Origin of the sequence: Nocardia yamanashiensis NBRC 100130 (assembly GCF_001613325.1) — a bacterium.
Classification (GTDB): Bacteria; Actinomycetota; Actinomycetes; order Mycobacteriales; family Mycobacteriaceae; genus Nocardia; species Nocardia yamanashiensis.
Genome location: NZ_BDCD01000020.1, coordinates 182,191 through 194,846, shown reverse-complemented (window position 1 = coordinate 194,846; position 12,656 = coordinate 182,191). Strand labels below are relative to the sequence as shown.

Sequence of the window (12,656 nt, the reverse complement as noted above, 5' to 3'; positions counted from 1 at the left end):
CAAGCCTAGTGCGACGGGCCTAATTCTTTACGCCTGGTTCGCGACCCGCCGGTTGCAGGGCGTCCCAGCCGAGCACGTCGCCCTCGTGCCGCTGGGCGATGGCGGCCATCCGGGAGCGCTCCTGCGAACAGTGCAGGGCATCGAGCACCTGCACGCGCTGCAGCACCAGCTTGGCCGGATCCGACTCGTCGACCGACCCGGTGTCATAGCCGAGCTGCCCGGCGATGATCTGTACCTCATTCACCCGCACCGTGGGTATGCGCAGGTGATGCCGGAGAACGACCGGTTGGTCCGGAGTCCAGTTCAGGGCCTTCCCCAAGGCGGCCGAACACGCTTCCGCGTCATCGAAACTCGACGCCACCACGACCAGATCCGGGCGCCGGGCATCCAGTTCCGTTGTCCCGCCGCGCTTGAACAGTCCGCGCCACCACGCCATCGACCCACACTCCCTCGAAATCCGGCTCAGGTTCCTCTTACCTGGGCAATCTAGGCTGCTCCGTGACACGCCGAGCGGTCCCTGAGAGACCCGCTCGCCCTGCGGTTTCCGACACGTACGACAAAGTTTCGTACCCGCCTACTCCTGTCGTACTACGACAAGTCATACTTACCGGCGTGACGACCGCAGTAGGGACCCCAGGATCGGCCATTACCCAGCGTGTGCATTCGCTGAACCGGCCCAACATGGTCAGCGTCGGTACCATCATCTGGCTGTCGAGCGAGCTGATGTTCTTCGCCGGCCTGTTCGCCATGTACTTTGTCGCCCGCGCTCAGGCCCACGGGAACTGGCCGCCGGAGCCGACCGAGCTGAACCTGAAGCTCGCCGTGCCGGTGACCGCCGTCCTGGTCGCTTCGTCCTTCACCTGCCAGATGGGCGTGTTCGCGGCGGAGAAGGGCGACGTCTTCGGTCTGCGTCGCTGGTACCTGATCACGCTGATCATGGGTGCGTTCTTCGTCGGTGGCCAGGGCTACGAGTACTACCACCTGGTCGCCGAGGGCACCTCGATCTCCAGCTCCGTGTACGGCTCGGTGTTCTACATCACCACCGGCTTCCACGGCCTGCACGTGATCGGCGGTCTCATCGCGTTCGTGTTCCTGCTGATCCGCACCACGCTCAGTAAGTTCACCCCGGCGCAGGCCACCGCGGCCATCGTCGTGTCCTACTACTGGCACTTCGTCGACATCGTCTGGATCGGGCTCTTCGCCACGATCTACTTCGTCCGCTAACCCCGGGCGAAGCGCTTCGACGGCAGCCAGCCCCCGCCGTCGGCACCAACACTTTTTGTACAAGTCGGTTCCGTCTACTCCAAAGGGACACAGATGAGTTCATCTCCCCCGTCAGCGCCAGATCCCAGCGAAGGGAACGGCGAGGCCACCAAGACCCGGAAGCAGCGTCGTATGCGGCGCAAGCTGGCCGGCGGTCTGGTTCTTCTGATGGGCCTCGTCGGAGCCGGCTTCGCGGCCGCGGCCCTGACCCCGCAGGCGCAGGTCGCAACCGCGCACGAGGACCAGTCCGCGCTGATCCGCGAGGGCAAGCAGATCTACGACACCTCCTGTGTCACCTGCCACGGTGTCAACCTGCAGGGTGTCCAGGATCGCGGCCCCAGCCTGATCGGCGTCGGTGAGGCCGCCGTCTACTTCCAGGTCTCCTCCGGCCGTATGCCGGCCGCGCGCAACGAGGCTCAGATCGAGCGCAAGCCCCCGAAGTTCGATGCCCGCCAGACCGACGCCCTGGGTGCCTACATCCAGGCCAACGGTGGCGGCCCGACCGTGCTGCGCGACGCCAACGGCGAGATCGCCCAGGAGTCGATCATCGAAGGCGCCGACCTCGGCCGCGGTGGCGAGCTGTTCCGCATGAACTGCGCCTCCTGCCACAACTTCACCGGCAAGGGCGGCGCGCTGTCCTCCGGCAAGTACGCGCCGCCGCTGGAGGAAGCCTCCGAGCAGCAGATCTACCTCGCGATGCTGACCGGCCCGCAGAACATGCCGAAGTTCTCCGACCGGCAGCTGACGCCGGAGGAGAAGAAGGACATCGTCGCGTACATCAAGGACCGTATGGAGACCAAGTCCGAGGGCGGCTGGGGCCTGGGTGGCTTCGGTCCCGCCACCGAAGGTCTCGCCATGTGGCTGATCGGCATCGTGGCCCTGGTCGGTTCCGCGATGTGGATCGGATCCCGGTCATGAGCGAACAGGAGCGAAACAGCATGGGGGCCAACCCCACCGAACCCACCGATGAGCAGCTCGACGCCATGTCGCGCGACGAGCTGGTCAAGCTCGGTACCGAGCTGGACGGCGTCGACGTCGCCTACCGCGCCCCGCGCTGGCCGGTGCCCGGCACCAAGGCCGAGAAGCGCGCCGAGCGCAAGGTCGCGCTGTGGTTCGCCATCTCCGCGCTCGCGGGTGCGGCGCTCATCGGCGTCTACCTGTTCTGGCCCTGGGAGTACAAGGGCCGCAACGACGAAGGCAATGCCGCCTACACGTGGACCACTCCGCTGTACGGCCTGACGCTGGGTATCTCCATCCTGGCCATCGGCATCGCCGTGGTGCTCATCCGCAAGCACTTCATCCCCGCCGAGATCTCCGTGCAGGATCGCCACGACGGCGCATCCTCCGAGGTCAACCGGCGCACCCTGGTCGCTCAGCTGCAGGACGCCGCCGAGACCTCGACCCTGGGCCGCCGCAAGCTCATCACCCGCACCGCGGGCCTGGGCGCGGGCATGTTCGGCATCGGCGCGCTGTTCGTCTTCGCCGGCGGCATGATCAAGAACCCGTGGGCCAAGGGCGACAAGTCGCCGCTGTGGGTCTCCGGCTGGACCCCCGACTACGAGGGCCAGACCATCTACCTGCGTCGCGACACCGGCCGCCCCGAGGACGTCGTCCTGGTGCGCCCGGAGGACCTGGACGCCGGCGCCATGGAAACCGTCTTCCCCTGGAAGGAAGAATGGCGCGGTAACGAGCACGCGACCCTGGAGTCGCTGCGCGGTATCCGCAACGCGGTCATGCTGATCCGCTTGCGCACCAAGGACGCCGAGCACGCCATCAAGCGCAAGGGCCAGGAGAGCTTCAACTACGGCGACTACTTCGCCTACTCGAAGATCTGCACCCACCTCGGCTGCCCCACCTCGCTGTTCGAGCAGCAGACCAACCGGATCCTGTGCCCCTGCCACCAGTCGCAGTTCTCCGCGACCGAATGGGGTAAGCCGGTCTTCGGTCCCGCCGCCCGCGCGCTGCCGCAGCTGCCGATCACCGTCAATGCCGAGGGCTACCTGGTGGCCGTCCACGACTTCGTCGAAGCCCTCGGCCCGGCCTTCTGGGAGCGTCGTTCATGAGCCCGAGCAAAGCCGCCGTCCAGGCGAACGAAATGGACGAGCGCTACCACCTGGCCGCGTTCGCCAAGCGCTCGATCAACAAGGTCTTCCCGACCCACTGGTCGTTCCTGCTGGGTGAGATCGCGCTGTACGCGTTCATCATCCTGCTGCTGTCGGGTGTGTACCTGACGCTGTACTTCGACCCGTCCATGTCGGAGACCGTCTACAACGGCGCTTACCAGCCGTTGCGCGGTGTCACCATGTCGCGGGCCTACGAGACCGCGCTCGACATCTCCTTCGAGGTGCGCGGCGGTCTGTTCGTGCGCCAGGTGCACCACTGGGCGGCGCTGCTGTTCGCGGCGTCGATCATCATCCACCTGTTCCGCATCTTCTTCACCGGCGCGTTCCGCAAGCCGCGTGAGGCGAACTGGGTGATCGGCTCGCTGCTGCTCATCCTGGCGATGTTCGAAGGCTTCTTCGGTTACTCGCTGCCGGACGACCTGCTCTCGGGTACCGGTCTGCGCGCGGCCTTCTCGGGCATCACCATCGGCGTGCCGGTGGTGGGCACCTGGCTGCACTGGCTGATCTTCGCCGGTGACTTCCCGGGCCACATCATCATCCCGCGTCTGTACATCGCGCACGTGCTGCTGCTGCCGGGCATCATCCTGGCCCTGATCGCCGCCCACGTGGCGCTGGTCTGGTACCAGAAGCACACGCAGTTCCCCGGACCGGGCCGCACCGAGAAGAACGTCGTCGGCGCCCGCATCGTCCCGGTGTTCGCCGCCGACCAGGGTGCGTTCTTCGCCTTCACCCTCGGCGTGGTCGCCATCATGGGCGGCGTGCTGCAGATCAACCCGATCTGGAACCTGGGTCCCTACAACCCGTCTCAGGTCTCCGCGGGTTCGCAGCCCGACTTCTACATGATGTGGACCGACGGCATGGCGCGTCTCATGCCGCCGTGGGAGCTGTACCTGGGCCGCTACACGGTCCCGGCGCCGTTCTGGGTCGCGTTGATCATGGGTCTGGTGTTCACCGTGCTGGTGGCCTACCCGTGGATCGAGAAGCGCCTCACCGGCGACACCGCCCGCCACAACCTGCTCCAGCGTCCGCGCGACGTGCCGGTCCGCACCGCCATCGGCGCCATGGCCATCGCGTTCTACCTGGTGCTGACGCTGGCCTGTGTCAACGACATCATCTCGCTGAAGTTCTCGATCTCGCTGAACGCGACGACCTGGTTCTTCCGCATCGCCCTGCTGGTCGCCCCGCCGCTCGCCTACTTCGTGGCCTACCGCTTCTGCATCGGCCTGCAGCGCTCGGACCGCGCGGTGCTCGAGCACGGCGTCGAAACCGGTGTGATCAAGCGGCTCCCGCACGGCGAGTACATCGAAATCCACCAGCCCCTGGGCGGCGTGGACTCGCACGGCCACGCCATCCCGCTGGAATACCAGGGCGCCCCGGTGCCCAAGAAGATGTCCAAGCTCGGCTCCGCCGGCAAGCCCGGCACCGGTTCCTTCCTCTTCGCCGACCCCCCGGCGCAGCAGGAGAAGAACGTCGAGCTCGCCCACGAGGAAGAGCACGCCATGCTCGAAGCCCTCGAGGCGCAGCAGCCGTCCGGTGGCAAGAGCAGCCACTGATCCGGTCGTTGAAAAGGGAAGGCCCCGAGTCGAATCAGACTCGGGGCCTTCCCCGTTTTCCGGGCCCTTCCATTCAAGGCCTGCAGCTCGGCTTGGTCCAGGTGAGGGCGTAGCGCCAGAGGAGGAGGCGGCGGTAGTGGGCGCCGGGGAGGTGGGATTCGGCGAGGGTTCGCATTTGGGAATAGGTTTCGGGTGGGGGCCAGGCTACGGGGGAGGGGTGGGTCCATTGGGTGCGGATGATGCGGTGCCAGGTGCTGGCCAGGAGGGTGGCGGCTTCGAGGGGGAGGTCGCGGGGGAGGTCGGGGCGGGCCATGCCGAGGATGGCGAGGGTGCCGCCGGGGCGTAGGAGGTCGCGGATGCGGGTCAGGGCGGTGGGGGCGTCCATGTGGTGGAGGGTGGCGACCGAGACTATGCCGTCGAAGGAATCGGGGGTGAAGGGGTGGGTTAGGAAATCGGCTTGGAGGTAGGTGATTTCGCCGTCGGGGGATTGGGCGCGGGCCAGGTCTATGCCGTGTGCGTCCAGGTCTATGCCGGTGACCCGGTGGCCTTCGGCGTGCAGGCGGCGGGCCAGCATGCCTTCGCCGCAACCGATGTCGAGGACGGCGCCGCCTGCGGGGAGGGCGTCCGCGAGCAGGCGGTGGTAGTGGATGTTGTGGTTCCAGCGCTCGGCGTCCGGGACGTGCATGGGGTCCATTGTGGCCGAGATGATCGGTGTGGGGACCGCCCCGGCCGGAGCCGGGGCGGGAGCGGTGTCAGGCTTTGTCCGGCAGCACCTCGATCAGGGCGAAATCCAAAGGCAGGGTGTGCGTTCGGCCGATGGTCAAGCCGGCGTCGGCTGCCAGCTCGGCGTAATGGGCCAGGGTGCGTTCGCGGCCGCCGACATTGCAGAGCATGTGGATGTCCCAGGCGGGTGCGAGGGAGGGCAGATCGGTATCGGGGAGGAGGCGTTCGATGATGTAGAGGCGGGAGTGAGCGGGCATGGCGGCGGCGCAGCGGGACAGGATGGTGCGGCAGCGTGCGTCGTCCCAGTCGTGCAGGACGCGGGACAGTAGGTAGATGTCGCCGCCGCCCGGGACCTCGGACGTGAAATCGCCTTCCAGTAAATGGCATTGGTGCAGACAGCCTGCTTGCTCGAGTGCGGTGCGCGCGGTGATCAAAGCGGAGGCGCGTTCCAGCAGAACGCCTTTCGCCTGTGGCGCGGTACGGAGCAGGGCGGCCAGCAAAGTGCCGTTGCCGCCTGCGATATCGACGATGGTCTCGGCGCCGGTGAGTTCGATCAGTTCGCCGACCTGGCCGAAGATGGCGGCGCTGGCGGCCATGGCATTGTCGAAAAGTTCGGCGCCGGAGGGTGTTCCGGAGAAGTACTCGAAATGGTGCCGGCCGAAATGATGGTCGAATCCGGCTGTGCCCGTCCGCACCGCGTGATCGAGATGGGCGAAGGATTCGTAGAACGCTCCGCCGTACAACTGCGCCAAGGGCTGCAACGATTGGGCGGCGGCGCTCGAGAGCAGCGCCCCGGAATCGGTGAGCTCGTATCCGTCCCCGCGCGGCCGCACGATATCGAGTTCGGCGAGGTAGCGAAGCAATCGGGCCAGGCTGTCCGGGTCGGTGGCGGTCAGTTCGGCCAGGTAGGCGACCGAAGCGCCCGGGGCGGCGGCCAATCGGTCGGCGACGCCGAGGGTCGCGGTGACGGCGAGCGCCTGGGTCGCCCACGCGCCGGTCATCAGGCGGAGCAGGCGGGTGGGTGCGTCGTGCGAGGCATGGCAGTGCGCGGTCAGGATCGGCGAATGCCTGCCTGCCACATGCAATTCCAGGCGGCGGTAGGGGCGGTCCGTGGCGGTGGTGCGGAAGTAGAGGACGGTCGCGTTCTCGTGGCTGTTGTATCCGCCGCCGTCGGCGTGCATGCGGCCGCGACGCAACAGCAGGGTGCGCAGTCCGGTCAATTCGACCGGGTCGGTGCTCTCGACCTCCAGCGCCAGATGCGATTCGTTCCCGGCGGCGCGTTCGGCGGCCGCGATCTCGGTCTGATCACCGATCAGCGCGAAGATCTCCAGCAGGCGCGGATCGCCGTCCGGGCTGGGTAGCGCGACCCGGACGATCCGAACATCCAGTCTGTCCGCTGATCTCCCGTAACGGGTAGCCAGCCGCGCCCGCACCACCATGGACGGCGTGGCCGGCCCGGCGGTCATCCCGCGCTGCGCCAAGGCGGCAACGAGGGTCTCCGGATCCGGCGGGAACACCAGTACAGCGGTGTGCGCGAAGCGGCACCGGGCCACGATCGCGGCCCGCTCGCCCGCGGTCAGACCGGGCAGCATGGCGTTCAGCACGGCCTCGGTGTCGTAGGTCGTGGCGAATCTCGCCGCGGCGTCCAACTGGTGGAGATCGAACGAATCGAGCTCGGCAGGCGCTGCCAGCGCGGGGGTCACGCGTCCTCCTGAGGGGATGGCGAAATAGGTTGTTCAGTTGTGGGACAGGGAGTTCAGAGTCCGACGTAGTTGTCGGCGAAGAAGTCCTGATGCGCCCGGGAGGTCGCCAGGTCGCGCAGGCGGGAACGACGCAGTACGCGTTGATAGTCGGCATGCGGATCGCCGGCGGCCGGGGGATGCAGCAGGTCGATCATCCAGTGCGAGAACTCTTGGGCACGTTCGATTATCGGCGTGTAGTCGGCCGTATATCGGTCGAGGCCGTCGAGGTCGCCGTACCGCACCGCGCTGGTGAGTGCCCGTGACAGGAGTTCGGCGCCCAGGATCGCGAGGTTTGCGCCCTTGGCTGCCGATGGGCTGATCGCGGTGGCGGCGTCTCCGGCGAGCAGCAGGGCGCCGTATCGCAGCTGATCGCGGATCTCCGAACGCAGACGCACCAGCCCGCGCTCGATGATCGGGCCCTGCGTGAGCGGTCCGTGCCTCGCGCTGTCCAGGCGCTGGTTCAACGCGGCCCATACGCGCGCGTCATCCCAGTCCTCGGGCGTATCGGCCGGATCGCATTGCAGGTAGTAGCGGGTGATTTCGGGGGTGCGCGGCATCTGCCCCGCGAAGCCGTCGGGGTGGACGCCGTACAGCACATTCGGCGAACTCGGCGGCGCTTGCACCAGCAATGCCAGCCAGGTGATCCCGTGATCGCGCACCGCCCGTGACCCCGGAACCGCGGCGGCCCCCACCCCGCGCCCGCCATCGCAGCCCGCCACATACCGCCCGGTTATCCTCCGCTCCCGCCCGTCGCGGTCACGAACCAGCACCCACGGCCGCTCGCTCTCCAGCCCGCCGACGTGTTCGGCCGCGGTCTCGAAATGCACTGTGCCACCGTGCCGCAGAAATTCTGCGACCAAATCGGAAACCAGCGCCTGCTGTGGGTACACCGTATGTACCCGGCGCGAACCCCTTCGCCCATAACGCAATTCGAACCCGCCGTCGGGCCCCCGGAATTCGCACACATCATGCTCGCGACCGCGCCGAAGCAGCCCCTCGGCCAGCCCGTGCGTACGCAGTACCCGCACCGCGTCGGGCGCCAAAAACCCTGCTCGAGCGCGGTTCTCGATCCAATGGCGAGACTGCCGCTCCACCACTGCGCACTCGATCCCCGCCGCCCGGAGCAGGTTCGCCAGCACCAACCCGGCCGGCCCCGCACCCAAAACGACGACCTCGGTGTCGATCTCGCCATCCCGGCGATCCATCGACTCCACGTTGCTCACGAAACCGTCCTAACCGAAAGGAAAGTGGTGACGCGGAAGTGTGTTCGGCGGCAGATGTTACTGGCCTTGACAAGTCCAACCCGGGATTGCTTCACAAACCGTGTGGCGGCGTGGCGGACCTGCCTTTATGCCGACAAATCGCCCGTAAAAGACAAACCACGCACCGCGTCCTTCGGGGTGTCAGCACACCTGTCAGCCCGCTGTCAGCGCGATATCAGCGAGCCCGGCGAAAGTGTGTACATCGAACAAAGCGACCGGATCCCCGGTCCACCAAAACCCAAGGAGCACAACAAATGTCCACCGTCGCCCTCACCGCCGAAGCCACCTCCACCCTCCGCACCGCCGCCTACGGCGCCGTCTCCCTCCTCGCCGCCGCCGGCGCGCCCCACAAGTCCGTCGCCCAAGCCACCATCGCCCTCACCTCCGCCACCGGCCTCGTCGGCCACGTCCTGTCCACCAAGTCCCGCGACATCCACCTCCCCGGCAAGTCCGTAGCCGAACTCGCCGACCACGTCCTCCCCGCCCTGACCTCCGCCACCCACCTCCTGAACGCCCAGTCCCCGACCGAATCTGCCAACTTCCGCACCACCATCCTGGTAGCCGTCGAAACCGCCACCACCGCCAAAGGCCAGCCCACCCCCGCCGTAAATGCCATGGCCCGCAAAATCATCGAGTCCCTCGACGCCGCCTGATGCGGCCCGCCGGCGGCGCGTCGCCCACCCGGCGCCGCGCCGCCCGAACCCCGAATCGCCTCGACCATAACCGATCCTGAAGACTCGAAGAGCATGTCAGCACCCTCCTGGTCGGCCCTCAGTGGCGCAGACGGGCTCGTTGTTCGGGCCATCCCGGCGTCGCGTCGGAATCGCGCGGGAAACGTTGGAGCTCTTCCTGATACGCATCGACTGCTGGAGGGATGCCTTCCCAGCGCGGCTCTCTGGTCCAGTCGAAGCCGATGTCGAGTCGAGTCGGATAGGTGAACCGAACCTTGGCGCTGAACCAGGTGCCTATCCCAGGTCGGTACATGCCGACTCTGAGCCGATCCAGCATCTCGAACAACTCGCCCGGTGGAGTCCAGGCGAGTCGTTCGTTGAACAGATTCAGTGTGCTGCAACGGAAGTCGAAATAGCTGCCGACAGAGTGGAAATTCAGATGGAGGATGTTGTAACAGGGCGGCAAGGTGTCGACGAGCAACGCACTGATCTCATCGGCCAGGCGGCCCTAGACTGCGGCGTCCGTCTGTCCTTCTGCGGCAAGTGCATTGGCGCGCGGCAAGAGCTTCTCGGTCGACGGAGGATGCCGATCGGACCTGTGATGGAAGTTGTACCCAGCCGAATACGTGAAATTGGTTCCTGTGAAACCCGTCTCGGGCGTATCCAGCCACAAGCGCATCGAGTACCACGTGCCACCATCCTGTAGACACGTGGCTTGTCGTAATTGTGTGAGCAGCACAATGATCTGGGCGCACGTCTCCGGGTCGGCTGCGACCGGGTCGGAAATAGTGGTGGTCCCGTCATCCATCACGGTCGTCAGCCGTAGCCGGTAGTCATCCACGGTCACCGCCGCATACAGCTCCACCTGCGCCCAACCGTTTTCGGGTGCGAGCCGGCCCAGCGCTGCTCCGATTCTGCCTTCGAGTGTCAGCCGTTGGCTGCGGCTGGAGTCGGGTCCGATGCTGATCGCTGCCCCCGTTCGAGTCGGATTCGTGCCAGGCTCGACGGTAGTGCCGGGTGCCGGTGCGGGCAAACGTGGTTCCGGGCTGATCAGTCGGTGACCGGGTCGGTGGCTGCGGCTTCGGCGCGGGCCAGCCAGGTGAGCCAGGGGCCGGCGCCGAGGCGGGGTTCGTGGTAGGCGTCGGTGGTTCGGACTATGCGGGTGCCGGGTTGTTCGAGCCAGCGGGCGAGGAGGGCGGCTTCTTCGGGGAGGGCGCCGCGGAGGGGTGGGTAGGGGGCGTGGGGGTGGGCTGCCGGTGTTAATGCGGTGTCGTCGAGGGGTGGTTCGGCTTCGGTTGGGTTCAGGCGGGTGGGGATTACGGTTTCGGCGGAGGCGGCTAGGTGGTCGACTATGTGCATGGGGGCGGTGCCGCGGGGTGCGTTGCCGGCGGCGGCTAGGCGGGCGTGGCGGATTACGGCGAAGTGCCAGCCGCCGGCGCCGTCGGGGTGGGCGGCTATCAGTTCGGGGATGCGGGCGAGGGCTGCCAGGCGCTGGGTGCGGCGGAGGGCGCGGACGATGGGGACGGTGCGGTCTCGGAGGCGGGCGGCGGCTTCGAAATGCTCTGCGGCGGACAGGGATTCGAGCTTCGCGTTGATGGCGTGGAGAAGCGCGTCATCGGCGCCGGTGAAGAGGGCGCGGATCGCTTCGGGGGCGTGACTGTATTCCTTTATATATAGGGGGCTGTTTTCAGTGGCCGCGGGGCAACCGCCGACGATGGCTGGCTGGCAATCGTGGCGGCCGGTGCGGGGGATGCGGGTGGTGCAGGTGCGCAGGCCGGCGGTTTCGGCGAGGGTGATCGAGATCTCCTGGGCTTCGGTGCGGGAATTGAAGGGGCCCAGGGCATCTCGGGTGGGGGTGCGGGAGACCGTGAAACGGGGGAAGGGTTCGTCGGTGAGGGTGAGCCACCAGGCGCGCTGCGGGAATTTGGAGCGGCGGTTGTAGGGCGGGGTGTGGGCGAGCAGGAGCCGGAGTTCGCGGACGCCCGCCTCCAAGCCGTGGGCGCACTCGACGTGGTCGACTCGGGTTGCCAGCTGGACCATTTCGCGCATGCGAGGGCGAGTGTCGGAACCGGTGAAGTAGTTGCGGACACGGCGGCGCAGATTCACGGCCGTCCCTATATAGAGGACTTCGTCGGAGGGGCCGCGGAAGAGATAGACGCCGGGGGTGGCCGGGAGGTCGGTGGCGAGAACGCGTTTGGCGCGCTGGCGGCGCGTGACTTCGGGGAGATAGTCGAGGAGTTCGGTGAGGCTGTGCACGCCCTGATTGCCGACGCGGGCGATGAGGGCGTGCAGCACGTCCACGGTGGCGCGGGCGTCGTCCAGGGCGCGGTGCGTGGGGCGGGTTTCCGCGCCGAGCAGCTGTGCGAGAAACCAGAGCTTCGCCGACGGCGCTTCGTCCTTGGGCAGCACGCGGCGGGCCAGCTGCACCGTGCACACCACTTGGAAGGCGGGCCACGGGAGTTCGAGGCGGTGCGCGGCGGCGCGCAGGAAGCCGGTGTCGAAGCGGGCGTTGTGGGCCACCAGCACCGCGCCTTTGGCGAACTCCAGGAAACCGGGCAGTACTTCTTCTATGCGGGGCGCGTCCATGACCATGGCGGTGGTGATGCCGGTGATGTGGACGATCTGCGGCGGGATGGCGCAACCGGGGTTGATGAGGGTGGCGAACTCGCCGAGCACCTCGCCGCCGCGCACCTTCACCGCCCCGATCTCGGTGATGGCGTCCCCTTCGGGGCTGGTACCGGTGGTTTCCAGGTCGACGACCACGAATGTGGTGTCGTACAGCGGGGTTTCGAGTTCGTCGAAGGCCAGCTGCTGGGACACGGACAGCAAGCGTAGGCGCGAGGTCCGACAAGATTCGCGTGTCGCGCGGGACGGCCGCGGCCGTCCCGGACCCCGCCGTTGACCTTGTTGGGCTCCGCCGCAGGTCAGCGACTCGAGGCCGGTGGTGCCATCGAGTCGCGCGCCATGGGATTTCCGGGGGAAATGTCTGGATATCGCATCGAGATACTCGAGATGAGAACTCCGAATTGCAGAAATATGCCGAAATGTGGTCAGGGTCACATTGATTCATGATGTGTATCAATTCGGGCGGACCGGCCGGATGGTTCGGCTCGGTGCCGACCGCGTGCTGCTGGCTCCCCGCGCGGTCGGGCGTGTCGCTCGAGGTCAACCGTCCAGCCCAGGTCGCGGGGTTAGGTGCTGAGCTGGTGTTATACGGAATCCGTCGAGCTCGAGCGCGTTTCACGGGCGTGTCGGCTACCGGCGGGTAGCCGCCGGGAAGCTCCCGGCAAAACCGGCGTCGTTATCGTTTCGTGATTGC

12 protein-coding genes are annotated in these 12,656 nt (G+C 67.1%); 5 read left to right on the top strand and 7 right to left on the bottom strand.

Annotated features, from left to right (window positions below):
* Positions 1 to 19 precede the first annotated feature (19 nt).
* On the bottom strand, positions 20 to 436 hold the full coding sequence (locus NY1_RS23910; protein WP_067717457.1) for a hypothetical protein: 417 nt from the start codon (positions 434 to 436) through the stop codon (positions 20 to 22).
* Between the two features lie 176 nt (positions 437 to 612).
* On the opposite strand from NY1_RS23910, the gene ctaE reads away from it, so the two are divergent.
* The 4 genes from ctaE (at position 613) to qcrB (ending at position 4,939) form a co-directional block, all read left to right on the top strand.
* Complete coding sequence (gene ctaE, locus NY1_RS23905; RefSeq protein ID WP_067717455.1) at positions 613 to 1,224, top strand: aa3-type cytochrome oxidase subunit III; 612 nt, start codon at positions 613 to 615, stop codon at positions 1,222 to 1,224.
* A 93-nt stretch (positions 1,225 to 1,317) separates the two neighbouring features.
* Positions 1,318 to 2,181 (top strand): cytochrome bc1 complex diheme cytochrome c subunit, encoded by an 864-nt coding sequence (gene qcrC, locus NY1_RS23900; RefSeq protein ID WP_067717452.1) that lies wholly within the window; start codon positions 1,318 to 1,320, stop codon positions 2,179 to 2,181.
* Positions 2,178 to 3,326 (top strand): cytochrome bc1 complex Rieske iron-sulfur subunit, encoded by a 1,149-nt coding sequence (gene qcrA / locus NY1_RS23895; protein WP_067717784.1) that lies wholly within the window; start codon positions 2,178 to 2,180, stop codon positions 3,324 to 3,326. Before qcrC ends, qcrA begins: the two co-directional genes overlap by 4 nt.
* Complete coding sequence (gene qcrB / locus NY1_RS23890) at positions 3,323 to 4,939, top strand: cytochrome bc1 complex cytochrome b subunit (protein ID WP_067717449.1); 1,617 nt, start codon at positions 3,323 to 3,325, stop codon at positions 4,937 to 4,939. The genes qcrA and qcrB overlap by 4 nt, the downstream gene beginning before the upstream one ends.
* A 73-nt stretch (positions 4,940 to 5,012) precedes the next feature.
* On the opposite strand, the gene NY1_RS23885 is transcribed toward qcrB, so the two are convergent.
* The 3 genes from NY1_RS23885 to NY1_RS23875 form a co-directional block, all read right to left on the bottom strand.
* The gene (locus tag NY1_RS23885) at positions 5,013 to 5,624 is read right to left on the bottom strand and encodes a class I SAM-dependent methyltransferase (RefSeq protein ID WP_067717781.1); all 612 of its coding nucleotides are present in this window, start codon (positions 5,622 to 5,624) and stop codon (positions 5,013 to 5,015) included.
* Between the two features lie 67 nt (positions 5,625 to 5,691).
* Positions 5,692 to 7,365 carry a methyltransferase gene (locus NY1_RS23880; protein WP_067717447.1) on the bottom strand — a complete coding sequence of 558 codons (1,674 nt, stop codon included), beginning with the start codon at positions 7,363 to 7,365 and terminating at the stop codon, positions 5,692 to 5,694.
* Between the two features lie 53 nt (positions 7,366 to 7,418).
* The gene (locus tag NY1_RS23875) at positions 7,419 to 8,627 is read right to left on the bottom strand and encodes an FAD-dependent monooxygenase (protein WP_233434449.1); all 1,209 of its coding nucleotides are present in this window, start codon (positions 8,625 to 8,627) and stop codon (positions 7,419 to 7,421) included.
* A 293-nt stretch (positions 8,628 to 8,920) separates the two neighbouring features.
* Here NY1_RS23875 and NY1_RS23870 point away from each other — a divergent pair, with 293 nt between their 5' ends.
* Positions 8,921 to 9,319: a hypothetical protein gene (locus NY1_RS23870; protein WP_067717444.1), complete on the top strand. Its 399-nt coding sequence runs from the start codon at positions 8,921 to 8,923 to the stop codon at positions 9,317 to 9,319.
* Positions 9,320 to 9,437: 118 nt separating this feature from the next.
* Here the strand turns inward: NY1_RS23870 and NY1_RS23865 are convergent, their stop codons facing one another.
* The 3 genes from NY1_RS23865 to NY1_RS23855 form a co-directional block, all read right to left on the bottom strand.
* Positions 9,438 to 9,818 carry a hypothetical protein gene (locus NY1_RS23865; protein ID WP_067717438.1) on the bottom strand — a complete coding sequence of 127 codons (381 nt, stop codon included), beginning with the start codon at positions 9,816 to 9,818 and terminating at the stop codon, positions 9,438 to 9,440.
* 27 nt (positions 9,819 to 9,845) lie between these two features.
* Positions 9,846 to 10,202 carry a hypothetical protein gene (locus NY1_RS23860; protein WP_067717436.1) on the bottom strand — a complete coding sequence of 119 codons (357 nt, stop codon included), beginning with the start codon at positions 10,200 to 10,202 and terminating at the stop codon, positions 9,846 to 9,848.
* A gap of 185 nt (positions 10,203 to 10,387) precedes the next feature.
* Positions 10,388 to 12,157 (bottom strand): DEDD exonuclease domain-containing protein, encoded by a 1,770-nt coding sequence (locus NY1_RS23855; RefSeq protein WP_067717776.1) that lies wholly within the window; start codon positions 12,155 to 12,157, stop codon positions 10,388 to 10,390.
* Between the last annotated feature and the right edge of the window lie 499 nt (positions 12,158 to 12,656).

Bases quoted from the DNA above. Each gene is read 5' to 3' on its own strand.
- qcrA (WP_067717784.1), top strand. From the start codon at position 2,178: ATGAGCGAACAGGAGCGAAACAGCATGGGGGCCAACCCCACCGAACCC.
- qcrB (WP_067717449.1), top strand. From the start codon at position 3,323: ATGAGCCCGAGCAAAGCCGCCGTCCAGGCGAACGAAATGGACGAGCGC.
- NY1_RS23870 (WP_067717444.1), top strand. From the start codon at position 8,921: ATGTCCACCGTCGCCCTCACCGCCGAAGCCACCTCCACCCTCCGCACC.
- NY1_RS23910 (WP_067717457.1), bottom strand. From the start codon at position 436: ATGGCGTGGTGGCGCGGACTGTTCAAGCGCGGCGGGACAACGGAACTG.
- NY1_RS23885 (WP_067717781.1), bottom strand. From the start codon at position 5,624: ATGCACGTCCCGGACGCCGAGCGCTGGAACCACAACATCCACTACCAC.
- qcrC (WP_067717452.1), top strand. From the start codon at position 1,318: ATGAGTTCATCTCCCCCGTCAGCGCCAGATCCCAGCGAAGGGAACGGC.